The 21991-nt window shown below is 71.0% G+C and carries 25 protein-coding genes; 17 read left to right on the forward strand and 8 right to left on the reverse strand.

All coding sequences use genetic code 11. The features are described from left to right. Together B9G49_RS05345 and B9G49_RS05350 are read right to left on the reverse strand one after the other, a co-directional pair. Nucleotides 1-571 (reverse strand): enolase C-terminal domain-like protein (locus B9G49_RS05345; RefSeq protein ID WP_343124397.1); only part of this gene is annotated, 571 nt, incomplete at its 3' end. Continuing rightward, a complete protein-coding gene (locus B9G49_RS05350; protein ID WP_086215680.1) occupies nt 568-1497 on the reverse strand; it encodes a 1,4-dihydroxy-2-naphthoate polyprenyltransferase in 930 nt (309 codons plus the stop codon). The genes B9G49_RS05345 and B9G49_RS05350, both read right to left, overlap by 4 nt. Nucleotides 1498-1714: 217 nt before the next feature. Here B9G49_RS05350 and B9G49_RS16970 point away from each other — a divergent pair, with 217 nt between their 5' ends. The 14 genes from B9G49_RS16970 (at nt 1715) to B9G49_RS05420 (ending at nt 15122) form a co-directional block, all read left to right on the forward strand. Next, on the forward strand, nt 1715-1864 hold the full coding sequence (locus B9G49_RS16970; RefSeq protein ID WP_233125168.1) for a carboxymuconolactone decarboxylase family protein: 150 nt from the start codon (nt 1715-1717) through the stop codon (nt 1862-1864). Between the two features lie 273 nt (nt 1865-2137). Beyond that, complete coding sequence (locus B9G49_RS05360) at nt 2138-2416, forward strand: hypothetical protein (protein WP_086215681.1); 279 nt, start codon at nt 2138-2140, stop codon at nt 2414-2416. A 299-nt stretch (nt 2417-2715) separates the two neighbouring features. Continuing rightward, nucleotides 2716-3693, forward strand: coding sequence for an aliphatic sulfonate ABC transporter substrate-binding protein (locus tag B9G49_RS05365; RefSeq protein WP_049929884.1), 978 nt, complete (start codon nt 2716-2718; stop codon nt 3691-3693). Between the two features lies 1 nt (nt 3694). Further along, complete coding sequence (locus B9G49_RS05370) at nt 3695-4564, forward strand: ABC transporter permease (protein WP_086215682.1); 870 nt, start codon at nt 3695-3697, stop codon at nt 4562-4564. After that, nucleotides 4548-5300: an ABC transporter ATP-binding protein gene (locus tag B9G49_RS05375; protein WP_086215683.1), complete on the forward strand. Its 753-nt coding sequence runs from the start codon at nt 4548-4550 to the stop codon at nt 5298-5300. The genes B9G49_RS05370 and B9G49_RS05375 overlap by 17 nt, the downstream gene beginning before the upstream one ends. Before the next feature lie 392 nt (nt 5301-5692). Beyond that, nucleotides 5693-6853 (forward strand): LeuA family protein, encoded by a 1161-nt coding sequence (locus tag B9G49_RS05380; protein ID WP_179235213.1) that lies wholly within the window; start codon nt 5693-5695, stop codon nt 6851-6853. 370 nt (nt 6854-7223) lie between these two features. After that, nucleotides 7224-9035 carry a biosynthetic-type acetolactate synthase large subunit gene (ilvB, locus tag B9G49_RS05385; RefSeq protein WP_086215685.1) on the forward strand — a complete coding sequence of 604 codons (1812 nt, stop codon included), beginning with the start codon at nt 7224-7226 and terminating at the stop codon, nt 9033-9035. Beyond that, nucleotides 9032-9775 (forward strand): acetolactate synthase small subunit, encoded by a 744-nt coding sequence (gene ilvN / locus B9G49_RS05390; RefSeq protein WP_086215686.1) that lies wholly within the window; start codon nt 9032-9034, stop codon nt 9773-9775. Before ilvB ends, ilvN begins: the two co-directional genes overlap by 4 nt. Nucleotides 9776-9808: 33 nt before the next feature. After that, on the forward strand, nt 9809-10870 hold the full coding sequence (ilvC, locus tag B9G49_RS05395; RefSeq protein WP_086215687.1) for a ketol-acid reductoisomerase: 1062 nt from the start codon (nt 9809-9811) through the stop codon (nt 10868-10870). 58 nt (nt 10871-10928) lie between these two features. Then, on the forward strand, nt 10929-12389 hold the full coding sequence (gene leuC / locus B9G49_RS05400) for a 3-isopropylmalate dehydratase large subunit (protein ID WP_086215688.1): 1461 nt from the start codon (nt 10929-10931) through the stop codon (nt 12387-12389). After that, nucleotides 12389-13012, forward strand: coding sequence for a 3-isopropylmalate dehydratase small subunit (gene leuD, locus B9G49_RS05405; RefSeq protein ID WP_049929874.1), 624 nt, complete (start codon nt 12389-12391; stop codon nt 13010-13012). The genes leuC and leuD overlap by 1 nt, the downstream gene beginning before the upstream one ends. 5 nt (nt 13013-13017) lie before the next feature. Beyond that, nucleotides 13018-14016, forward strand: coding sequence for an isocitrate/isopropylmalate family dehydrogenase (locus tag B9G49_RS05410; protein WP_086215689.1), 999 nt, complete (start codon nt 13018-13020; stop codon nt 14014-14016). 95 nt (nt 14017-14111) lie between these two features. Beyond that, the gene (locus B9G49_RS05415) at nt 14112-14483 is read left to right on the forward strand and encodes a DUF555 domain-containing protein (RefSeq protein WP_006113355.1); all 372 of its coding nucleotides are present in this window, start codon (nt 14112-14114) and stop codon (nt 14481-14483) included. A gap of 96 nt (nt 14484-14579) precedes the next feature. Then, a complete protein-coding gene (locus B9G49_RS05420; RefSeq protein WP_049929872.1) occupies nt 14580-15122 on the forward strand; it encodes a CBS domain-containing protein in 543 nt (180 codons plus the stop codon). A gap of 1 nt (nt 15123) precedes the next feature. On the opposite strand, the gene B9G49_RS16690 is transcribed toward B9G49_RS05420, so the two are convergent. From B9G49_RS16690 to B9G49_RS05435, 4 genes are all read right to left on the reverse strand, one after another. Then, nucleotides 15124-15288, reverse strand: a complete 165-nt coding sequence (locus tag B9G49_RS16690; protein WP_198943816.1) for a hypothetical protein — start codon at nt 15286-15288, stop codon at nt 15124-15126. A 105-nt stretch (nt 15289-15393) separates the two neighbouring features. Then, nucleotides 15394-16440 carry a phosphoribosylformylglycinamidine cyclo-ligase gene (purM, locus tag B9G49_RS05425; RefSeq protein ID WP_086215690.1) on the reverse strand — a complete coding sequence of 349 codons (1047 nt, stop codon included), beginning with the start codon at nt 16438-16440 and terminating at the stop codon, nt 15394-15396. An 82-nt stretch (nt 16441-16522) separates the two neighbouring features. After that, nucleotides 16523-17197 carry a metalloprotease gene (locus B9G49_RS05430; RefSeq protein WP_086215691.1) on the reverse strand — a complete coding sequence of 225 codons (675 nt, stop codon included), beginning with the start codon at nt 17195-17197 and terminating at the stop codon, nt 16523-16525. Next, nucleotides 17194-18978: a TraB/GumN family protein gene (locus B9G49_RS05435; RefSeq protein WP_086215692.1), complete on the reverse strand. Its 1785-nt coding sequence runs from the start codon at nt 18976-18978 to the stop codon at nt 17194-17196. Before B9G49_RS05435 ends, B9G49_RS05430 begins: the two co-directional genes overlap by 4 nt. A 123-nt stretch (nt 18979-19101) precedes the next feature. Here B9G49_RS05435 and B9G49_RS05440 point away from each other — a divergent pair, with 123 nt between their 5' ends. The 3 genes from B9G49_RS05440 to B9G49_RS05450 all read left to right on the forward strand — a co-directional run bounded on the left by B9G49_RS05440 (nt 19102) and on the right by B9G49_RS05450 (nt 20884). Next, nucleotides 19102-19791 carry a winged helix-turn-helix domain-containing protein gene (locus B9G49_RS05440; protein WP_086215693.1) on the forward strand — a complete coding sequence of 230 codons (690 nt, stop codon included), beginning with the start codon at nt 19102-19104 and terminating at the stop codon, nt 19789-19791. A gap of 72 nt (nt 19792-19863) precedes the next feature. Then, on the forward strand, nt 19864-20322 hold the full coding sequence (locus B9G49_RS05445; RefSeq protein ID WP_049929866.1) for a bifunctional nuclease family protein: 459 nt from the start codon (nt 19864-19866) through the stop codon (nt 20320-20322). 79 nt (nt 20323-20401) lie between these two features. Next, nucleotides 20402-20884: an acyl-CoA thioesterase gene (locus tag B9G49_RS05450; protein ID WP_049929865.1), complete on the forward strand. Its 483-nt coding sequence runs from the start codon at nt 20402-20404 to the stop codon at nt 20882-20884. A 62-nt stretch (nt 20885-20946) separates the two neighbouring features. Here the strand turns inward: B9G49_RS05450 and B9G49_RS05455 are convergent, their stop codons facing one another. After that, entirely contained in the window at nt 20947-21459 is a 513-nt protein-coding gene (locus B9G49_RS05455; protein ID WP_086215694.1) for a DUF123 domain-containing protein, read from the reverse strand. 37 nt (nt 21460-21496) lie between these two features. After that, the gene (locus B9G49_RS05460) at nt 21497-21940 is read right to left on the reverse strand and encodes a hypothetical protein (protein ID WP_049929861.1); all 444 of its coding nucleotides are present in this window, start codon (nt 21938-21940) and stop codon (nt 21497-21499) included. Nucleotides 21941-21991: the final 51 nt, after the last annotated feature.

Genomic DNA, 21991 nt, shown 5'->3' on the forward strand with positions numbered 1-21991 from the left:
CCGCGTCGCGGACCGCGCGGAGGCGCTCGACGTCGGCGTCGACGTCGCGGGCGCCGACCTTCAGCTTCAGGCAGTCGAACCCCTCCTCGACCGCACGCGTCGCCTCGGCGGCGGTCTCCGCCGGCCCGCCGTCCCCGACGGTCGCGTTGACCGGGACGGCGTCAGCGGGCGTCGCGGTCACGCCGGCCTCGACGGCGAGTTGCTCCGCGAGCGGCCGTCCCGCGTCGCGAGCTGCGGCGTCGGCGAGCGCGAGCGAGACGCCGTGTCGCGCGGCTGGCGTCGATTCCGCGTCCGGAACTCCCGGGACCGGTTCGGACATGTTCCCGGCTTCGAGGTCGCCGAGCGCCGCCGCGCAGGCGTCGCGCGACTCCGTCCACCCTGGGAGCGGAGTCGCCTCGCCGAGGCCGACCGCGCCTGACTCGTCGCCGCCGCGTCTAGCCGTGATCACGAACCCTTCCCGGCGACGGATCTCGCCGCGTGCGGTTCCGAGCGGTCGGGTCAGGTCGAGCGCGAATGGGCGGTGGCGCACGACCGTGACCGAGGCCTCGCCGCGAGGGTCGTCGTCGGTCACACCGCCAACCCGACGGCGAACGCGACGGCGTACGCCGCGAGCAGTTTGCCGGTCGACTCTAACGCGGGGTTGAGCGCCTCGCCCGAGGTCTCGGTGAGCACCGTCCGCGCGACGGTCGCCGCGAGCGGGAGAGTGACGAGCGGGAGCAGCGTCGCGAGCCCGTCGCCGCGCGCGGCGAACCAGACGGGGACGAGGTACGCGACGGCGAGCAGCGCGAGGTACTCGGCGCGAGCGAACCGGTAGCCGAACCGGACGGCGAGGGTGCGCTTGCCCGTCGAGGCGTCCTCCTCGCGGTCGCGGAGGTTGTTGACGACGAGGATGTTTGTCGACAGCGCGGCGATCGGGAGGCTCGCGACCACCGCCGCGAGCGCGACGGTGCCCTCCGGGGGCCCCGCCGGGAACCACCCTGCGAGCAGCGCGGCGGCCTGAACGTAGTAGGTCCCCGTCACCGCGATCACGCCGAAGAAGACGAACACGAAGAGGTCGCCGAGCCCGTGGTAGCCGAGGGGGTACGGCCCGCCGGTGTAGGCGATCCCGGCCGCCACGGAGGCGAGCCCGATCACGAGGATGGGGACGCCGCCGACGGCGACGAGGTAGGTCCCCACGAGGATCGCGGCCGCGAAGGTGAGCCACATCGCCCGCTTCACCTCGGCCGGCTCGATGAGGCCGCTGGCGACGACGCGCGTGAACCCCTCGCGGTCGTCGGTGTCCGCCCCTTGGATCGCGTCGTAGTAGTCGTTCGCGAAGTTCGTGCCGACCTGGATCAGCGCCGCGCCGACGAGCGCCGCGAGCGCGGGCAGCGGGGCGAACACCCCGTCGGCGAGCGCGAGCCCGACGCCGACGATCACCGGTGCGGCCGCGGCAGGGAGCGTCTGCGGCCGAGCGGCGATAACCCACGCGCGCCGACGGGTCACCTCGGTACTCATTGCCGCCGATTGGCGCGTGGCGTCCCTTAAGCTTGCTATCGCGGATCCCCGCGGACCGGCCCGAACCGGTCGCAGCGAACGGTACCGAGTGGCGTACACCTATGCCTCGCGGGTGCGAGCCCTTCGCCATGGCCCGCGTTCCCTACGCAGAGGCGTCTGACGTGCCGGACGAGTACGGGGAGCTCTCGGGGTCGTCGCTTCAGGGGAACCGCTTCACGTGTGCCGGTCGCTCGGCAACAACCCCGCGGTGCTCGCCGGCCTCTGGTCGTTCCCCGAGTCGCTGTGGACCGACAGCCGGCTCACCGAACGGGAGCGTGAACTGGTCATCTTGGCGGTATCGAGCGAGATCGGCAACCGGTACGAGTAGCACCAACGCGGTACCATCGCCCGCGGGGTCGGGACCGACGACGAAGCGATCGTCGACATCGCCGTGGTCGCCGAGGGTACGACACGCTCGGCGGCGTCATCGACGCGTTCGACCCCGAACTGGAGTCGGGGAGCGAGTTCAACGGGTGGGACCCGCGCTAGCTCCGCGGCCGCAGGCCGCCCGGCACCGGGGCCACGGCACCGGACGGCTCGCGACCGATCGCCCGGTCTCGGCGACCGACAGGTTCGACAGGGACCGGCCCGTAACGCCTGTATGACCGACACGGAGGCCGCGTCGGCGAACGGCATCGAGGCGCGGTACGAGGAGACCGACGGCGAGCGACGGCTCACCTTCTCGCGGGACGGTCGGGAGGCGACCGTCGCGCAGAACGCCGACGGATACGCGATGTTGAAGGTCCGGACCGGTCCGGACGGCGACGAACTGGAGCGCTACTACGGGTTCGACATGGCGCTCGACCACGCGGCCGAGCTGCTCGGCGCCGCCGTCCCAGACCTCCCGGTGCCGGACGCCGCCGCCGATATGGGGATGTAGCCGGAACGCCGACTCTCTCGGCACGCTGCCGCCGTCGTTCTCTGATCTCCCCCGAGCGGACAGCGCGAGCAACCGGCAGCATGATCCGGGACCCGGAACGCGAGACGAGCGGCTCCGTTCCCGATCGCCCATCTGTCGAAAGCGCCCGTCCGCCCGTCAGCATCCGTGTCGCGACCGTCGACGCCCGTGCCACCACGACGCACGACCCGGCAATGAATAACTCCAAAACATCATAGACGCAATTAAATATTCTCCATAGCCATATTGGCTTATGAGTGGCACCGGTATGCGGAGGTACGATGGAGCGAAGACAGTTCCTCCGCGGCACCGGCGCGGCGATCGGCGGTTCGCTGCTCGCCGGCTGCGCGGGCGGAGGCGGCGACTCGGGCACAGTGACGGTCGATTACGCGTACTACAACCCGGTCAGTCTCGTGTTGCGCGAGAAAGGGTGGCTCGAAGCGGCGTTCGCCGACACCGGAACCGACGTCGAGTGGGTGTTGAGCCTCGGGAGCAACCAAGCGAACGAGTACGCCCAGAGCGGCGAGGCCGACGTCTCCTCGACCGCCGGAATCGCGGCGCTGATGGCCCGCACGAACGGCGTGCCGATAACGACGCCGTACGTCTATTCGGAGCCGGAGTGGACGGCGCTCGTCACGTTCGAGGAGACCGGGATCGAATCGGTCGAAGACCTCGAAGGGAGCCGCGTCGCCGCCACCCGCGGGACGGACCCGTACTTCTTCCTGCTTCAGGCGCTCGACGACGCCGGGCTGAGCGAGGAGGACGTCGAGGTCGTCAACCTCCAGCACCCCGAGGGACAGTCCGCTCTCGTCCGGGGAGAGGTCGACGCGTGGGCCGGACTCGACCCGCACATGGCCGAGTTGGAGCTCGAACACGACGGCGCGGAGCTGTTCTTCCGCGAGCCGCGGTACAACACGTACGGGTTCCTGAACTTCCTCGACGGGTTCCTCGCCGACCGGCCCGAGGACGCGCGTCGCGTGATCGAGGCCTACGAGCGGGGCCGCGAGTGGGCGATCGGGAACCCGACGGCGACCGCCGGGATCCTCGCCGACGCCTCCGAGATGTCCGAGCCGGTCGCGGAGCGCGTGTTCACCCAGCGGAACGACCTCTCGGAGCCGATCCCGGGCGAGCCCCACCGCGAACTGCTCGCGGACCTCTCGCCGATTCTCGAACGCGAGGGGCTCGTGACCGACGACGCCGACCCCGCCGGCAACGTCGACGACCTGATCGACTCCGAGTTCGCGAGCGAGGTCGTCTGAGATGGCCGCCGACACCCGCCGGGAGTCCGGGGTGTCCCGCGACTCCGACTCCGGCCGTGGGTCGACGGCCGGCGAGTCGGCCGGCGGCGCCGAGTCTCGCAGCCTCGGCCCGGTTCCCCTCCCCGCTGCCAGCCGGTTCCGGCCCCTGCTCGGGCTGCTCGTCCCCGCCGCGCTCGTCGTCGTCTGGCACCTCGTCGTCGCGACCGGGATCATCGCGGCGTACCAGCTGCCGACCCCGCTGCGCGTGGCGGAGACGCTCTACGGGATGGCCGCCACCGGCGAGCTGTGGGGCCACGTCGCGATCACGGTCCAGCGCGTCGTTCTCGGTGCCGGCCTCGGCATCGTCGTCGGAACCGTCTTCGGGACCGCCACCGGGCTCTCGCGGACCGCGAGCGACCTCCTCGACCCGCTCCTCCAGAGCCTGAAGAACATCCCGTCGCTGGCGTGGGTGCCGCTGTTCCTCCTCTGGTTCGGCATCGGCGAAAGCGCGAAGGTGCTGCTCATCGCTGTCGGCGCGTTCTTCCCGGTGTACCTCAACCTCTCGACCGGCATCGCCGCGGTCGACGAGGAGCTGTTGGAGGTCGCCGAGGTGTACGACCTCGGGCGCGTCGAGTCGCTGCGCCGGGTCGTGTTCCCGGCCGCGCTCCCGGACCTGCTCGTTGGGATCCGCGGCGGCGTCGGACTGGCGTGGATGTTCGTCGTCGCCGCCGAGCTGATCGCGGCGAGTCAGGGCATCGGATTCCTGCTGAGCGACGGGCGGACCCTCGCGCGGCCCGACATCATCGTGGGGTCGATCCTGCTGTTCGCGTTCCTCGGCAACTGCTCGGACGTCGCGGTCAGAGAGGTGAGAGACCGTGTCGTCGGACGCTGACCCCGTCCTCGCGGTGGACGACCTCCGGAAGCGGTACGGGGACACGGTCGCGCTCGACGGCGTCGACCTCGCGGTCGCGGACGGCGAGTTCGTCGCGGTCGTCGGCCCCTCCGGGTGCGGGAAGTCGACGCTGCTCCGCGTGCTCTCCGGACTCGAAGCCGAGTTCGCCGGGCGCGTCGCCGTCGACGGCGCGGACGTCAGGGAGGGGGGCAGCGACGCCGTCGGGATGGTGTTCCAGGAACCGCGGCTGCTCGACTGGGCGGACGTCCGGGAGAACGTCGCCGTCGGACTCCCGGCCGACGTCGACCCGGACACCCCGGCGGCTCGCGAGCGCGTCGACGACCTGATCGAGACGGTCGGGCTCGACGGGTTCGCCAGGAGCCGCCCGGAAGAGCTCTCCGGCGGGATGGCTCAGCGCGTGTCGCTCGCGAGGGGGCTCGCCTACGACCCCGCCGTGCTGCTGCTCGACGAGCCGTTCTCCGCGCTCGACCGGCTGACGAAGGCGGACCAGCAGGACCACCTGCTCGACGTCTGGGACGCGCGCGGGACGACCGTCGTCCTCGTCACGCACGACGTGGAGGAGGCCGTCTACCTCGCGGACCGCGTCGTCGTGCTCGGCGGGCAGCCCGGGAGGGTGGCGTCGGTCGTCGATGTCGAAATCGACCGGCCCCGCGAGCGGGCGGACCCCGACCTCGTCGCGCTCCGGCGCGAGGTGACCGACGCGCTCGGTCGGTAGCGGCGCGTCCGCCGGTCGACCCGGATATCGGTGCGGACCGACCGCCGATCACGGTGGAGATAGCGCCGTGAGACTCGCTGACTCGTCTCGCGCGTGAACCGCCGGCCGCCCGCAGTACGAACGAAACGAACGTCGAGACCACTTATTAACTGACTTCCGAATCGGAATACGTGCCGGATCCCCGGTGTGTGTATTACCTCCTTAAGGTGTATTGACACCGCCGCAGTCATGCGATCTACTGCTCTTCGCCTCTTCGGCTCCGAACTGCCGGTCCGCACCGATTTTGCGATTGTCCAAACGATTAAGTACTCGACTGTCTTGTCGTGAATCGATGACAGACATCACGGAGGCTTCGTCGGACACCCCGGCGGATCGAGTTCTTCCAGGGCACGATAGCTTCTAACGTCGATATCGGTCCTGTCAGGATCTTCGACACGACCCTGCGAGACGGAGAACAGTCACCACGGACATCGTTCAGCTACGACGAGAAACGCCGCATAGCGGCGACGCTAGACGACATGGACACCCACGTCATCGAGGCGGGGTTCCCGGTCAACTCGGACGCGGAGTTCGAGGCCGTCAGCGACATCGCCGCCGCGACGGACACCACCGTCTGCGGACTGGCCCGGGTCGTCGACGGCGACATCGACGCCGCCATCGACTCCGGCGTCGAGATGGTCCACGTGTTCGTCTCCACCAGTGATGTCCAGCTGGAGGACTCGATGCACGCGACCCGCGAGGAGGCGAAGGGGCGCGCGGTCGACGCGGTCGAGAAGGTGAAAGACGCCGGCGTCGAGTGTATGTTCTCGCCGATGGACGCCACTCGAACGGACCCGGACTACCTGATCGACATCGTCGAGGCCGTCTCCGACGCCGGCACCGACTGGATCAACATCCCCGACACCTGCGGCGTCGGGATGCCGACCAGCTTCGGCGAGACGGTGAACGCCGTCGTCGAGGCCACCGACGCCCGCGTCGATGTCCACACCCACGACGACTTCGGGATGGCCGCGGCCAACGCCGTCGCGGGCTTCGAGAACGGCGCGGAGCAGGCGCAGGTGTCGGTCAACGGCATCGGCGAGCGCGCCGGCAACGCCGCCTACGAGGAGGTCGTCATGGCCGTCGAGTCGGTGTACGGCGTCGACACCGGCATCGACACGACCCAGATCACCAAGCTGGCCCGGATCGTCGAGGAGGCCTCGGACATCCCGGTGCCCGCGAACAAGCCGATCACCGGCCGGAACGCGTTCGCCCACGAGTCCGGCATCCACGCCGCGGGCGTCATCGAGAACGCCGACACGTTCGAGACCGGCGTGATGACTCCGGAGATGGTGGGCGCCGAGCGCGAGTTCGTGCTGGGCAAACACACCGGCACCCACAGCGTGCGCAAGCACTTGGTGGAGGCCGGCTTCGACCCGACCGACTCCGAGGTCCGGACGATCACGAAGCGGGTCAAGGAGTACGGCGCCGGCAAGCGGCAGGTGACCGCGGGCGACGTCGAGCGGTTCGCCGAGGAGGCGAACGTCACGCGCGAGGAGGAGGTCCGGGTCTGATGACCCACTCCCCGACCGGAGCGCCCCCCGAGCGACCGCGAGGGCGGTCGCGGGAGCAGTCCCGACGGCGTTCCGCTCCGGACGCCCGACAGGAATTTATACCCCGGCCGCGTTGCTTCGGGCGAGATGCGACGGCACACCGCGCTCGCGGAACGCGCTACCGCGTCCGGAGCCGTCGCGCCGATCATTGTAGGGGTATAAGCCCCTACATTACCCCTTCCTCACCGACGCGACGCGCCGCCGAACGTCGGCGGCCGAGCCGTTCTCGACGCGCGAAGCCGCGCCCCCGAGGGACGCGGCGCGGGCCCGCCCGTCGCGCGTTCGCAGCGACCCACACGACGACCCACCAGATGCCACACCAACCACGACAATGAGCGACACAGCAGCACAGCCGCGATCCGACGCGGACGAGTCGGACGACGGCTCGACGGCGGCCGCGACCGAGGAGCCGACCGAACCGGACGAACACCAGACGGCGGGGCCCGTCTCGACGGGCGCCGAGTCAGTCGTTGCCGCCCTCGAGGCCGCGGGCGCGAAGACCGCCTTCGGCGTTCAGGGCGGCGCGATCATGCCTGTCTACGACGCCCTGTACGACTCCTCCGTCCGGCACGTGACGATGGCCCACGAGCAGGGCGCCGCGCACGCCGCCGACGCGTACGGCGTCGTCGCGGGCGAACCCGGGCTCTGTATGGCCACGTCCGGCCCCGGCGCGACGAACCTCGTCACCGGCATCGCCGACGCCGACATGGACTCCGACGCGATGTTGGCGCTGACCGGGCAGGTGCCCACGGAGTTCGTCGGCAACGACGCGTTCCAGGAGACCGACACGGTCGGCGTCACGCGCCCGATCACGAAGCACAACTACTTCGCGAGCGGGGCCGACACCGTCGGCGACACCGTTGGCGAGGCGTTCGAGCTGTCGCGCGCGGGGCGCCCCGGGCCGACGCTCGTCGACCTCCCGAAGGACGTCACGCAGGACGAGACCGACCGGACGCCCGGTCCGGCGACGCCGCCCGCGGGGACCGACCCCGACCCGAACGCCGATGCGGAGTCGGTCGAGGAGGCAGCGCGCGCCATCGAGGCCGCCGAGCGCCCCGTCTGTCTGTTCGGCGGCGGCGTCATCAAGGCGGACGCGAGCGACGAGGCGCGGACGTTCGCCCGGAGCTACGGGATCCCGGTGACGACGACGATGCCGGGGATCGGCTCGTTCCCCGAGGACGACGACCTCTGCCTCTCGTGGGCGGGGATGCACGGAACCGGCTACGCGAACCTGGCGATCACCCACACCGACTGCCTGATCGCGGTCGGCACTCGGTTCGACGACCGGCTCACGGGCGGGATCGACACGTTCGCGCCCGAGGCCGAGGTGATCCACGTCGACATCGACCCCGCGGAGATCTCGAAGAACGTCCACGCCGACTACCCGCTGATCGGCGACGCCGGGCGCGTCCTCGACCAGCTGACCGCCGCGGTCCGCGACGCGCCCGACGCCGAGGCGTGGCGCGACCGGTGCGACGAGTGGCGGGAGACGTACCCGCTCACGTACGCGACGCCCGAGGACGAGCCGCTGAAGCCCCAGTTCGTCGTCGAGGCGTTCGACGAGGCGACCGACGATGACACGATCGTCACGACCGGCGTCGGCCAGCATCAGATGTGGGCCTCGCAGTTCTGGACGTACACGGAGCCGCGGACGTGGGTCTCCTCCCACGGGCTGGGGACCATGGGGTACGGCGTGCCCGCCGCGGTCGGCGCGCGGGTCGCGGCCGACACGATGGGCGAGGAGGACCGCGACGTGGTGTGTTTCGACGGCGACGGCTCCTTCCTGATGACGATGCAGGAGCTGTCGGTCGCGGTCCGCGAGGAGCTCGACATCACGATCGCCGTGCTCAACAACGAGTACATCGGGATGGTTCGCCAGTGGCAGGACGCGTTCTACGAGGGCCGACACATGGCCTCCGACTACACGTGGATGCCCGAGTTCGACAAGCTCGCGGAGGCGTTCGGCGCGCTCGGTCTCCGCGTCGACGACTACGACGAGGTCGCGCCCGCGGTCGAGGAAGCCCTCGACTATGACGGGCCGGCCGTGGTCGACTTCCACGTCGACCCCGCGGAGAACGTCCTGCCGATGGTGCCGAGCGGCGGTGCGAACGGGAAGTTCGCGGCCGCGGAGGACCAGCTATGAGCGACGACACCGCGGCGTCCGACGGGGAGCCGCACACCGGGCGCGATGAGGCGTCCGCGGCGGCCGACGGCGGGTCGCCCGTCGCGCCCGGCGCCGACTCCCGGCCGCTCCCGGGCGAACAGCCCGGTCCGAACGAGCGCAACCACCCGGAGGGGCGCCGGAACCTCGAGGGGATCCGGATCGACCCCGTCGTCGAGGCCGAACACGAGTCGCACCGCGCCGTCATCTCGGCACTCGTCGAGGACGAGCCCGGCGTGCTGGCGCGCGTCTCCGGCCTCGTCTCCCGCCGCCAGTTCAACATCGAGAGCCTCACCGTGGGGCCGACGACCGTCGACGGTCACTCGCGGATCACCATGGTCGTCGAGGAGACGGACCCCGGGATCGACCAGATCGAAAAGCAGATGTCGAAGCTGAAGCCGGTCATCTCGGTCGGCGAGGTCGCCGGCGACGCGGTCACCTCGGAGCTCGTCCTGCTGAAGATCGAGGCCGACGACCCCGCGGCGGTCCACGCGGTCGCCGAGATGTACGACGGCCGGACGGTCGACGCCGGCCCCGAGACGATCACCGTCGAACTCACCGGCGACAAGGCAAGCATCGACAACGCGATCGGCGCGTTCGACCGGTTCGGTATCGTCGAGATCGCGCGGACGGGGCCGACAGCCCTCGCTCGGGGTAACACCCCCACGGCGCCCGGCGAGAAGCCCGGCACGGCCGCCGAACCGACCACGCACGACGACTGACACGCGACCACACAGGAACTCACAACGATACACATGACCGAAGACGACACGCAGACGTTCGACTCGACAGTATACTACGACGAAGACGCCGACGAGGAGGCGATCGCGCACAAGACGGTGGCCGTCCTCGGCTACGGCTCGCAGGGCCACGCGCACGCGCAGAACCTCGCCGACAGCGGGGTCGACGTGATCGTCGGCCTCCGCGAGAGCAGCTCCTCCCGGGCCGCCGCCGAAGGCGACGGGCTCCGCGTGGAGGCCCCCGCGGACGCCGTCGCCGCGGCCGACGTGGTGAGCGTCCTCGTCCCCGACACGGTTCAGCCGGACGTGTACGAGAACGCGATCGAACCGAACCTGGACGCGGGCGACACGCTCCAGTTCGCGCACGGGTTCAACATCCACTACAACCAGATCCAACCGCCCGAGGACGTCGACGTGACGATGGTCGCGCCGAAGTCGCCGGGCCACCTCGTGCGCCGCAACTACGAGAATGACCAGGGGACGCCCGGCCTGCTGGCGGTGTACCAGGACGCCACCGGCGACGCCCACGACGAGGGGCTCGCGTACGCGGCCGCGATCGGCTGTACCCGCGCCGGCGTCGTCGAGACGTCGTTCCGCGAGGAGACGGAGACCGACCTGTTCGGCGAGCAGGCGGTGCTCTGCGGCGGCGTCACCTCGCTGGTGAAACAGGGGTACGAGACGCTTGTCGACGCCGGGTACTCGCCCGAGATGGCGTACTTCGAGTGCCTCAACGAACTCAAACTCATCGTCGACCTGATGTACGAGGACGGGCTCGGCGGGATGTGGGACTCCGTCTCCGACACCGCCGAGTACGGCGGCCTCACGCAGGGCGACGTGGTCGTCGACGAACACGCCCGCGAGAACATGGAAGAGGTCTTGGAGAAGGTCCAGAACGGCCAGTTCGCCCGCGAGTGGATCGCGGAGAACCAGGCGGGCCGCCCCTCCTACACCCAGCTCCGCGAGGCGGAGAAGACCCACGAGATCGAGGCCGTCGGCGAGGAGCTGCGCGGCCTGTTCGCGTGGGAGGAGTCGGCCGAGGGCGACGAGGAGGAGGAGAGCGCCGAGGTGACCGCCTGATGGGCGTAGCGGTGAGCGGTCGGTCCTCCGACTGCGCGGCGGTCCGGGGTGACGCCCGATGAGCGAGGGAACGCTGTACGACAAGGTGTGGGAGCGCCACAAGGTGACGGAGCTGCCGAACGGGCAGGACCAGCTGTTCGTCGGGCTCCACCTCGTCCACGAGGTGACGAGCCCGCAGGCGTTCGGGATGCTGCGCGAGCGCGACCTCGACGTGGCGTACCCGGAGCGGACGTTCGCGACCACCGACCACATCGCGCCGACGGAGGCGGACAAGCGCGAGCGCCCGCTGGCCGACGACCAGGCCGAGGAGATGCTCTCGGCGCTCGAACGCAACACGAGCGAGAGCGGGATCACCTTCTTCGGATTCGACTCCGGGAAGCAGGGGATCACGCACGTCGTCGCCCCCGAACTCGGCCTCTCGCAGCCGGGGATGACGGTCGCGTGCGGCGACAGCCACACGGCGACCCACGGCGCGTTCGGCTCCATCGGCGTCGGCATCGGGACCAGCCAGATCCGCGACGTGCTCGCGACCGGCTGTATCGCCGCGGACAAGCAGAAGGTCCGCCGGATCGAAGTCGAGGGCGAGCTCGGCGAGGGCGTCTACGCCAAGGACGTGATCATGAAAGTGATCAAGGACCTCGGCGTCGACGGCGGCGTCGGCCACGTGTACGAGTACGGCGGCCCCGCAATCGAGGCGCTCGACATGGAGGGACGGCTCGCCGTCTGTAACATGTCCATCGAGGGCGGCGCCCGCGCGGGGTACATCAACCCCGACGAGACCACCTATGAGTACCTGCGGGGCCGCGAGTACGTCCCCGGGGGCGAGGCGTTCGAGGAGCGGAAGCGGTACTGGGAATCGATCGCCTCCGACGACGACGCCGAGTACGACGACGTGGTCACGGTCGACGCCGACGGACTCGACCCGCTGGTCACGTGGGGGATCAACCCCGGGCAGGTGGTCGGGATCGACGAGGCGGTGCCGCACCCGGACGACTTCGAGGAGCGGACCGACCGGGAGGCCGCCGAGAAGGCGATCGACCACATGGAGGTCGAGCCCGGGCAGTCGATGCTCGGGTACGACGTCGACGTGGCGTTCCTCGGCACCTGTACGAACGGCCGCCTTTCGGACTTCAAGGAAGCGGCGCGGATCCTAGAGGACCACAGCGTCGACGAGGACGTGCGCGCGCTCGCCGTGCCCGGCTCGGAGACGGTCCGCGCCCAGTGCGAGGAGCGCGGCATCGACCAGACGTTCATCGAGGCCGGCTTCCAGTGGCGGCGCGCCGGCTGCTCGATGTGCCTCGCGATGAACGACGACCAGCTCGGCGCCGGCGAGGTGTGTGCGTCATCGTCGAACCGCAACTTCGTCGGCCGGCAGGGCTCGAAGGAGGGGCGGACGGTGCTGATGAGCCCCGCGATGGTCGCGGCCGCGGCCGTCGAGGGCGAGGTCGTCGACGCGCGCGACTACCTGGACGACGGGCCGACCGGCGGCGCGGGCGGCGTCGAGGAGGTGGCCGACTGATGGCCCCCGACGCCAACGCGGGCGACGACCAACACATCACCGAGGTCTCGGGCACGGGCGTCCCGATCCCCGGCGACGATGTCGACACCGACCAGATCCTGCCGGCGCAGTTCATGAAGGAGGTCACGTTCGACAACATGGCGGACTACCTCTTCTACGACGCCCGGCGCGACGAGGACGGGGAGTTCAACGACCACCCGCTCAACCGCTTCGAGGGCGCGTCGATCGCGGTCGTTAACTCCAACTTCGGCTGCGGCTCCTCCCGGGAGCACGCGCCGCAGGCGATGATGCGGTGGGGCGTCGACGGCGTCGTCGGCGAGTCCTACGCCGAGATCTTCCGCGACAACTGTAAGTCGCTCGGCATCCCCGCGGTCACCGCCGACCACGAGACCGTGGTCGAGCTCCAAGAGTGGATCGAGGCGAACCCCGACGGCGACATCGAGGTCGACGTGGAAGGGGAGACGGTCACTTATGGCGACACCGTCATCGATGTCGAGGTCGACGACGCGATGCGCGAGGCCTTGGTCGAGGGAATCTGGGACACGACCGCGCTGATGTACTCGAACCGGAGCAAGGTCGACGAGACGGTCGCCGACCTGCCGTACGTCGAGGGGGACGACTGAGCCGGATGACCGACGAGATCGTCGTCATCGAGGGCGACGGCATCGGCCGCGAGGTCGTGCCGGCCGCCGTCGAGGTGTTGGACGCGCTCGACCCCGACTTCGAGTTCGTCCGCGGGGACGCGGGCGACGCGACCCGGGACGCGACCGGCGAGGCGCTCCCCGACGAGACGTACGACCTGGTGGCCGACGCGGACGCGACGCTGTTCGGCGCGGCGGGCGAGACGGCCGCCGACGTGATCCTCCCGCTGCGCGAGGCGGTGGACTCGTTCGTCAACGTCCGGCCCGCGAAGGCGCTCCCGGGCGTCGACGCGCTCCGGCCGGAGACGGATGTGGTGTTCCTCCGCGAGAACACCGAGGGCGTCTACGCGGGCCACGAGGACCGCCTCTCGGAGGACCTCTCGACGCTGACGCGCGTCGTCACGTCGTCGGCCTCGCGCGAGCTGGCCGAGTACGCCTGTGACTTTGTCGAGGACGGGCGCGGCCCCGCCGGGGACCCAGAGGAGGGGTTCACCGTCGCCCACAAGGCGAACGTGATGCGCGAGACGGACGGCCGGTTCCGCGACGAGGTCGCGGCGGTCGCAGACGAGCGCGGCGTCGACGCCGACGAGGAGCTGATGGACGCGTTCGCGACGAAGCTCCCGCTCGACCCGGGCCAGTACGGCGTGATCGTCTGCCCGAACCTCGCGGGCGACGTGCTCTCCGACCTCGCGGCCGGGCTCGTCGGCGGCCTCGGTCTGCTCCCGTCGGCGAACATCGGCCACGACAACGCGCTGTTCGAGCCGGTCCACGGCACGGCCCCGGACATCGCGGGCGAGGGGGTCGCCAACCCGACCGCGGCGGTCCTCTCGGCGGCCATGCTGCTCGAGTACCTCGGCCACGTCGAGGCGGGGCAGCGGGTCCGCGACGGGGTCGAGGGCGTCCTCTCCGACGGCCCGCGCACCGGCGACCTCGGCGGCTCGGCGACGACCGACGAGGTCACCGCGGCGATCGTCGACCGCCTGTAGGGTGCGTCTCGCCGCCGGTTCCGCGCGATCGACGGCTCGTTTTCGACCGCGGCCAAACCACAAGACAAGAAACCCTGCGGCTTCTCCAACCGCGTATGAGCAACTACGAAGTCGCGATGGAAGCCGCCTGGTTGGTCCGTGACGTCGAGGAGACCGACGACGCCATCGGCGTCGCGGTCAGCGAAGCCGGCAAGCGACTCAACGAGACGGACAAGCAGTACGTCGAGGTCGAGCCCGGCGTCACCGGCTGTCCGGCCTGCGGCGAGCCGTTCGACGCCGCGTTCCTCGCGGCGAACACGGCCCTCGTAGGGCTGCTCCTAGAGATCGACGTGTTCAACGCCGACAGCGAGGAGCACGCGGAACGGATCGCGAAAAGCGAGGTCGGCGGCGCCCTCCGCGACGTTCCCCTCGAAGTCATCGACGTCTTCGAGACCGACGCGGACGAGGACGAAGAGCCGGAGCGATAGGCACGGACGCGGGGCGTCGGGCGGATCTGCCGGGAGCGATCCCGGTGCCCGGTCGGTGCCGAAAGCTTTTCTAATAACCCTAAGTAATTAGCCGGCATGGAACTGCCGACGCCACAGGACCTCCGCGAGCGCCGGACCGCGCTGGAGCTGACCCAGAGCGAACTCGCCGACGCCGCGGACGTCTCCCAGCCACTCATCGCGCGGATCGAGGGCGGCGACGTCGACCCGCGGCTCTCGACGCTGCGCCGGATCGTCAACGCCCTCCAAGAGGCGGAGGGCGAGGTCGTGCGCGCGGCCGACCTGATGAACGAGACCGTGATCAGCGTCGCGCCCGACGACGCCGTGGGCGAGGCGGTCGATCTGATGGAGGCCGAGGCGTACTCGCAGCTCCCCGTTCTCCAGAACGGCGTGCCCGTCGGGTCGATCAGCCAGGGCGACGTGGTCCACGCCGGCGAGAACGTCGGCGACCACCCGGTCAGCGAGGTGATGAGCGAGTCGTTCCCGACGGTCGCGCCGTCGGCGACCGTCGACGAGGTCCGGAACCTCCTCGACCACTACAAGGCGGTGATGGTCACCGACGGCGGGGAGACGGTCGGAATCATCACGGAGGCGGACATTGCGGCGCAGTTGTCGCAGTAGCTCACTCCTCGCGCCGCTCCGACAGTTGCTCCCAGATCTCCGTACACCCCGCGCCGTCCGGCACGTCCTCGACGTGCGCCGACTCTTCGGCCCGTCCGTCCCCGTCGTCCTCGGAGCCGTCGGCTTCGGTCCCGCTCTCTTCCTCCGATACGGCCCCGTCCGTCATTGACTCGGCCTACGCGGTGGCCGGTCATAACGGGTCAGTCGGCGGCACGCCCCGCCGCCGCTCCGCGGCGGCCGCAACGATCGCCGGTACCTCGGACGCGACCGCTCACAACTCCAGCCCGCGGATCGCGACGCTCGCCCCGCCGTCGCCTCCGGCGTCCGCCGCGCCGTCCTCGACGCGGCCGATCACGCGACCGTCGGTCGCGTCGGCCAGCGCGTCCGCGGCGTCGGCGTCGACCGCGGCGACGAACCCCGTCCCCATGTTGAACGTGCGGTACATCTCCTCGTCGGAGACGTTCCCCTCGGACCGGACGAACTCGAAGACGGGCTGCGAGTCGAACGCGTCGTCGACGACGTAGCGGTGATCGCCGAGGCGGTCGAGGTTCGTCCAGCCGCCGCCCGTCACGTGGGCGGCGCCGCGGACGCCGTGGTCGCGCATCGGGTCGAGCAGGTCGGTGTATATCGCGGTCGGTTCGAGCAGCGCGTTGCCGAGCGTCTCGTAGTCGCCGAACGGGCAGGGGTCCGCGTAGGCGTGGTCGCGCGTGACGGCCTCGCGCGCCAGCGTGAGCCCGTTCGAGTGGATCCCCGACGAGCGCCAGCCGACGAGCGCGTCGCCCGGCTCCGCGCGGCCGTCGAACACGCCGTCCTTCGCGGCGAGGCCCGCGCACGTACCGGCCAGGTCGAGCCCGCGGACGACATCCGGCATCACGGCCGTTTCGCCGCCGACGAGTTCGATGTCCGCCAGCTCGGCGCCGCGAGCGAGCCCCTCGCCGACCTGCTCGGCGAACCGCTCGTCCGGCTCGTCGACAGCGAGGTAGTCGACGAACGCAACGGGGCGGACCCCGGCCGCGACGAGGTCGTTGACGTTCATCGCGATACAGTCGATACCGACCGTGGAGTAGTCGCCGAGCGCCTCCGCGACGAGGAGCTTCGTCCCGACGCCGTCGGTCGCGAGCGCGAGGTAGCGGTCGCCGATATCGAGGAGGCCCGCGTAGTCGCTCCCCGAGCCGTCCGCGTCGGAGTCCGAGCCGACCGCGCCGATCAGCGCGGCGGTGGCGGCCTCGCTCGCGTCGATATCGACGCCCGCGTCCGCGTAGGTGAGTTCGTCGTCGCCGTCCGGTCCCCCGCCGCCGCTCCCGTCGCCCTCGGTCATGTGTGTGGAGGCACGCCGGCGGAGCAAAAACGCACCGTTCCGGGCGAAGCCGCCGGACGCGCGGCGGTCGCCCGACCGCGGCTCAGAACGGGCCGCCGAAGCCGAGCCCGACGACGAAGACGAGCCCGACGGCGAGCAGGACCGAGGGGACGAAGACGGCCGCCCAGACCGGCTTGCTCCACGACAGCACCGTCTTCCCGTCGAGCGGGCCGTACGGGACGAGGTTGAACGCCGCGAGAAACGCGTTGATCGCGATGCCGCGCGCGCCGAGGATCGTCACGAGTTCGCTGCCGAGGAGCCCGCCGAGCGCGAACAGCGGGAAGAACACGGCCATCAGCCCGAGGTTCACGGCCGGGCCGGCGAGCGCGATATGCCCGTGCTCCCGCGGCGTCAGCCGCCCGCGGTGGTGGACGGCGCCGGGCGCGGCGAAGATGAACCCGAGTAGCGAGCTCATCACGGCAAGGAACAGCATGCTGTTGTCCGCGCGGAACTCCGCGACTTGGTCGTAGTGGACCGCGACGACCTTGTGCGCGACCTCGTGGAGGAGGAAGGCGACCCCAGCGGTCGCGAGCCCGACGAACAGCGGCGGGATCACGCCCGCGGCGAGGATGCGACCGATCCCGGCCGAGCCGCCGACGAAGAACAGGGTGAACGCCACGCCCAAGGCGAGCCACGCGACGAGCAGGTCGCGGAGCTCCGCGCCGCTGAAGTAGAGCCCCGCGATTCGCCGCCCCGAGAACGTCGCGCCGCCGCTCATGCGATCCCCCCCACGGCGCCGCGCACGAGGTCGGCGCCGTTGACCGCGCCCTCGACGAGCAGCCGCCCGACCTCGTCGACGCCGCCGACCTCGGCGCCGAACATCGCCGGGATGACGTACGCCGCGAAGAGGAAGCTCGCGACGATGCTACCGACGTTCGTCATCGCGACGACGACGATGAGCCGGAACAGCGGCACGTCGAGCATCGCGGAGACTAACTCGCCGACCGACCGCGTCTCGTCGCCGAGCAGGTCGTTGAGCGCGCCGATGTCCGCCACGTTCACGGTCAGGCTCCGCAGTTCGACGTAGCCGGTGAACCAGCCGGGCGCGAGCAGCGGGTTGATCGAGGTCATCCACGCGACGGCGCCGCCGACGCCCGCCGAGAGCCAGCGTGCGCCGGCGACCTTCGCGAAGGCGAAGGCGAAGACGCCGTTGATCAGGAACCACGCGCCGAACAGCCGGAGCAGGAACGCGTTGCCGGCGCCGCCGAGCGCCAGCAGGAGGAAGAAGCCGACGAAGCCGACGGTGATCGCGTAGCCGATCGCCTTCTTCCAGGGGAGCCCGCGTCCCGATTCCTCGCCGACCAAGTCGTCCATCGCCGGGAGGGTCGCGGGCTCGGCGAGGTACCGCTCGATCCCCGCCTGGTGGCCCGCGCCGACGACGGCGACCACGTCGTGCCCGGCCTCGCGGAGCGCGACGAGCCGGTGGGCGATGAACGCGTCGCGCTCGTCGATGAGCGCCTCCGCGCCGCCCGGGGAGAACTGCCGGAACTCCTCCATCATCATCGTCACCACGTCCGTGTCGGTGAGGTCCGCGGCGTCCAGCTCCTCGATACCCCCGGCCTCCGGGTCCACCTCGCCGCCGCCGAACCCGCTGACCGCGATCGCGAGGACGGCGCCGACGACGAGACCGAGGCCGATCCCGATCCCGAAGCCCCCGATCGCCGCAACGGGGAACCCGCCGAGGTACGCCGAGACGGGTCCGTTCGCGGCCCCGGTGACCCCGGCGGCGACGCCGGTCGAGAGCCCGGTGCCGACCGCGGCGTAGAGCCGCTGGTCCGGGGAGAGCGCGAGCGAGCCGACCTGGTCGACGGCGATCCCGACGCCGAGCGCGACGAGGACGCCCGCGGCGACGCTCGTCAGGATCGCGTCGGTGATCCCGACGGCGCCGCCGAAGAGGCCGATGGCCGGCCCGGCGAGGATCCCGACCAGGAGCCCGCCGATCGCGCCGGCGACCCGCGGGTCGCTGACGCCGAACGCGAGCCCGCCGACGAGCCGGAGCTTCTCCGTGATCGTCATGCGGGCCCAGAAGCGTTGGATCGTGGTCTGGATGTCGCGGTCGACCAAGGCGACGTCGATGCCGAGCGACTCGGCGATGTCAACGGCGGCCTTCATATCGGCGCCCGGCTCGATATCGAACCGCTCGCCGAGCTGGGTCTGGACGTACGAGAGCATCCAGTACGCCAGGAACTGGAACACCGTGTTCCCCCTGAGCAGGTCGCCGGCGTCGAGGTCGTCGGGCGTCTCGCCGTTCATCTGGCGGTAGCGCCCCTCGTCGAGCTCGACCGCGACGACGTCGGGGCGTTCCCGCTCTATCGTCTCCTCGACCTCGTCGACGGAGCGCTCCGACACGTGCGCGGTCCCGACGACCGTCACGCTCCCCTCGCCGTCGGCGGCGGGTCCGCCGCCCGGCTCCCGGTCGAGGTCGCCGCCGTCGGTGCGCGGCGGTCTGTCGGTCGACGGGGGTGCCTCGTCGTCGGTCCCCCGTGACGTCTCTGTCATCACCCGACGTACTCGGTCACCGCGTTTAGGGTTTGTGCGTCGGTCCCGGCTCCCGCTCGGGCGGGGTCGACCCGTCCCCAACGATCCAACAAGTTTGTATCCTCACGCGCCACAGGATGTCGTATGTCCCGGCTGTTGCCCTCCCTGCCGGACGCGACGCCAGAGGAGCGCGAGCCCCGGGTCGTCGGCGTCGACGACGACGAGGCCGACGACCTCATCGCGGCCCTCGGCTCCGAGACGGCGCGCGCGATCCTCTCGACGCTCCACGACCGCCCGGCGACGAAGTCGGAGATCGCCGACGAGGTCGACACCTCGCTCCAGAACGTCCAGTACCACCTCTCCCGGCTCGACGAGGCCGACCTCGTGGAGGTGGTCGACACCGCCTACTCGGAGAAGGGCCGCGAGATGGACGTGTACGCCGCAGCGGACGAGCCGCTCGTGCTGTTCGCTGGCGGCTCCGAGGAGTCGACGGGGATCAAGACCGCGCTCATGCGTCTGCTCGGCGGGTACGGGATCATCGGACTCGCCGCGGTCGCCGCCCAGCGGCTCCTCGCAGTCGGCTCGCTCGCGGACCCGCGGACGAGCGCCTCGGGCGGTGACGACGTTGGGACGGCCAGCACCGACGGCCCCTCGATAGAGAGCGTCCCCGACCAGAACACCGCCGCCGACGGCGCCGACAGTGCGGTCGACCTCGTCGGCCACCCGCTCGCGGAGTACGCGGTCTCGCTCGTCGAGCCGGGGGTCGTCTTCTTCGTCGCCGCCGCGCTCGTCTTCACGCTGGCGTGGGCGTACTGGTACCGAGCGTCGAGCTAGGGCGGCGGGGGTCGCGGACCGAACGGGACGCGCGTGGGACAGCTATTCAAGCGGCCGTCACCACGTTCCGATATGGAACACGAAGCCGAGGTCGTCGGGGTCGGTGCGGGGTCTGCGCCGAGCGGCGACGTCCCGGCGGTGATCCTCTCCGCGCGCGACGAGTACGTCCCGATATTCGTCAGCGGCGACCAGGCCCGATCGATCGGTATGGCGCTGGAGGGCGAACCGTTCGACCGACCGCTCACGCACGACCTGCTCGTTGACATCCTCACGGAGTTCGGCGGCGCCATCGACCGCGTCCGCGTCGACGACCTCCGCGACGGCACCTTCTACGCGAAGGTCGACGCCGAGCGCTACGAGGAGGGCGAGCCGGAGCGGTTCGTCTTCGACGCCCGTCCCTCCGACGCGCTCGCGCTCGCCGTGCGCCTCGACTGTCCGATCGTCGTCACCGACGAGGTGATAGACGAAGCGGGGCGACCGCCCGACTCGGTCCAGTTTAGCGGCGACGGCGACCCATCGGAGGAGCGCTGAGCCCGGGGCCCCGGACTCGGCGGGCGGCGGGCCCGCGCCGAAGCCCGTCGTTCAAGTTGCCGCATCTCCCACCACGGGCATGGACGAGACCGCGACGCTCGCCTCCTCGCACACGGAGATGACGGAGATGCTCCTCCCGAACGACACGAACAACCTCGGCCGGGCGCTCGGGGGCGCCGTGCTCCACTGGATGGACATCTGCGGCGCCATCGCCGGCATGCGGTTCTCGAACCGACAGGTGGTCACCGCGTCGATGGACCACGTCGACTTCATCTCCCCGATCGAGATGGGCGAGGTCGCGATCGTCGAGGGATACGTGTTCAACACCGGCCGGACGAGCGTCGACGTGAAGGTCGACGTGCGCGCGGAGAATCCCCGCACGGACGAGACGCGCCGGACCACCACCTCCTACTTCACGTTCGTCGCGCTCGACGACGACGGGCGCCCCACGCCGGTCCCCGACCTCGACTGTCCGACCGCCGACGAGGAAGCGCTCCGCGAGGACGCTATGAACGGGCGCGAGGAGCAGCTGCGACAGGTCGTGAACCGGTACGACCTCTGACCGCGCAGACCGACACGACCTCCAGCCCCGTGAACCGGCACGACCGCCGACCGCACGGCCCGTTACTCTCCCGAGCCCGCGACGACCTCGACGGTCGCGTCCGGGTCGGCGGCGGCCGCGACCGCGGCCTCGTGCGCCGCCAGCGCGCGCTCCGCGAGGCCGTCGAGCGCGTCGCGGTCGGGTCCGCTCACCTCGGCCGCCTCGGACCCGTCGCCTGCCGCGAGGTGACTCGGACAGTCGCAGTCGGAGGCGCCGAACCCGTCTACCGGGCCGGCGGGTAGGCGCTCCGCGACCGGACACTCGACGTCGACGCCGAGGCTCCGCACGACGCGGTCGATCCGCGCGGCCGGGTGACCGAGCAGGTAGTCGACGTGCCAGTGGCGGACGTCGTGGTCGCCCCGCGCCGTCCGCCGGTGCCTGTCGACCCGCGAGAACCCGCCGGCGCCGAGCGCGCTGCCCGTGTACGCGTACGCGCCGGCCGGGAGACGGTGTTCGCCGAGCGCGCCCGCCGACAGCGTGGCGTCGGCCGCAAGGGCGACGATGAGGGTGTAGCTGCCGCCGTCGGCGTCGGTCATCCGTTCCCCGCCGGCCGCGACCCGGTCCCGGTCGCGCTCACGACAGCGCGGTCGGCGCCTCGTCGGCGGCCGCCCGGAGCGACCCGACCATCTCGCCCGCGTCGTCGTCCAGTCGGTAGGTGTCGTGGACGTCCGCGGGGTCGCGGCCCCGGCCGGACAGCGTCCCGACGACGTCGGCGATGCGGTCGTAGTTGTCGCGCACGAGCCCGCCGACGATGCCCGGCGTTCCCGCGCGGTCGGCCAGCTCCTCGGCGGCCGACCGCCCCGCGTACACCCGCCGCTCGACCGGGTCGACGAGCACCATCGCGAACGGGCGCGAGCCGAACTGCGCGTCGAGGAACGGGCCGACCGGGTCGGCCTCCCACGGGACCGCGACGACGCCCTCGAGCCGGCGGAGCGCGACGGCGGCGACCGAGCAGTACGGGCAGTCGCCGTCGAAGATCAGCACCGGCGCGTCCGCGCCGTCCGGGTCAGTAGACATACGAAAATGTAGGGACTCGACCGGCTTAAGCGGCCGGTCGGACGAACTCGT

The organism is Halorubrum sp. SD683 (assembly GCF_002135045.1).
In the GTDB taxonomy this organism is placed as follows: domain Archaea; phylum Halobacteriota; class Halobacteria; order Halobacteriales; family Haloferacaceae; genus Halorubrum; species Halorubrum ezzemoulense.

What these genes read in the sequence shown, in the direction of transcription:
- B9G49_RS05350 (WP_086215680.1), bottom strand. Translation starts at nt 1,497, where the DNA reads ATGAGTACCGAGGTGACCCGTCGGCGCGCGTGGGTTATCGCCGCTCGG.
- B9G49_RS05360 (WP_086215681.1), top strand. Translation starts at nt 2,138, where the DNA reads ATGACCGACACGGAGGCCGCGTCGGCGAACGGCATCGAGGCGCGGTAC.
- B9G49_RS05365 (WP_049929884.1), top strand. Translation starts at nt 2,716, where the DNA reads ATGGAGCGAAGACAGTTCCTCCGCGGCACCGGCGCGGCGATCGGCGGT.
- B9G49_RS05370 (WP_086215682.1), top strand. Translation starts at nt 3,695, where the DNA reads ATGGCCGCCGACACCCGCCGGGAGTCCGGGGTGTCCCGCGACTCCGAC.
- ilvB (WP_086215685.1), top strand. Translation starts at nt 7,224, where the DNA reads ATGAGCGACACAGCAGCACAGCCGCGATCCGACGCGGACGAGTCGGAC.
- ilvN (WP_086215686.1), top strand. Translation starts at nt 9,032, where the DNA reads ATGAGCGACGACACCGCGGCGTCCGACGGGGAGCCGCACACCGGGCGC.
- ilvC (WP_086215687.1), top strand. Translation starts at nt 9,809, where the DNA reads ATGACCGAAGACGACACGCAGACGTTCGACTCGACAGTATACTACGAC.
- leuC (WP_086215688.1), top strand. Translation starts at nt 10,929, where the DNA reads ATGAGCGAGGGAACGCTGTACGACAAGGTGTGGGAGCGCCACAAGGTG.
- leuD (WP_049929874.1), top strand. Translation starts at nt 12,389, where the DNA reads ATGGCCCCCGACGCCAACGCGGGCGACGACCAACACATCACCGAGGTC.
- B9G49_RS05410 (WP_086215689.1), top strand. Translation starts at nt 13,018, where the DNA reads ATGACCGACGAGATCGTCGTCATCGAGGGCGACGGCATCGGCCGCGAG.
- B9G49_RS05415 (WP_006113355.1), top strand. Translation starts at nt 14,112, where the DNA reads ATGAGCAACTACGAAGTCGCGATGGAAGCCGCCTGGTTGGTCCGTGAC.
- B9G49_RS05420 (WP_049929872.1), top strand. Translation starts at nt 14,580, where the DNA reads ATGGAACTGCCGACGCCACAGGACCTCCGCGAGCGCCGGACCGCGCTG.
- B9G49_RS16690 (WP_198943816.1), bottom strand. Translation starts at nt 15,288, where the DNA reads ATGACGGACGGGGCCGTATCGGAGGAAGAGAGCGGGACCGAAGCCGAC.
- purM (WP_086215690.1), bottom strand. Translation starts at nt 16,440, where the DNA reads ATGACCGAGGGCGACGGGAGCGGCGGCGGGGGACCGGACGGCGACGAC.
- B9G49_RS05430 (WP_086215691.1), bottom strand. Translation starts at nt 17,197, where the DNA reads ATGAGCGGCGGCGCGACGTTCTCGGGGCGGCGAATCGCGGGGCTCTAC.
- B9G49_RS05435 (WP_086215692.1), bottom strand. Translation starts at nt 18,978, where the DNA reads ATGACAGAGACGTCACGGGGGACCGACGACGAGGCACCCCCGTCGACC.
- B9G49_RS05440 (WP_086215693.1), top strand. Translation starts at nt 19,102, where the DNA reads ATGTCCCGGCTGTTGCCCTCCCTGCCGGACGCGACGCCAGAGGAGCGC.
- B9G49_RS05445 (WP_049929866.1), top strand. Translation starts at nt 19,864, where the DNA reads ATGGAACACGAAGCCGAGGTCGTCGGGGTCGGTGCGGGGTCTGCGCCG.
- B9G49_RS05450 (WP_049929865.1), top strand. Translation starts at nt 20,402, where the DNA reads ATGGACGAGACCGCGACGCTCGCCTCCTCGCACACGGAGATGACGGAG.
- B9G49_RS05455 (WP_086215694.1), bottom strand. Translation starts at nt 21,459, where the DNA reads ATGACCGACGCCGACGGCGGCAGCTACACCCTCATCGTCGCCCTTGCG.
- B9G49_RS05460 (WP_049929861.1), bottom strand. Translation starts at nt 21,940, where the DNA reads ATGTCTACTGACCCGGACGGCGCGGACGCGCCGGTGCTGATCTTCGAC.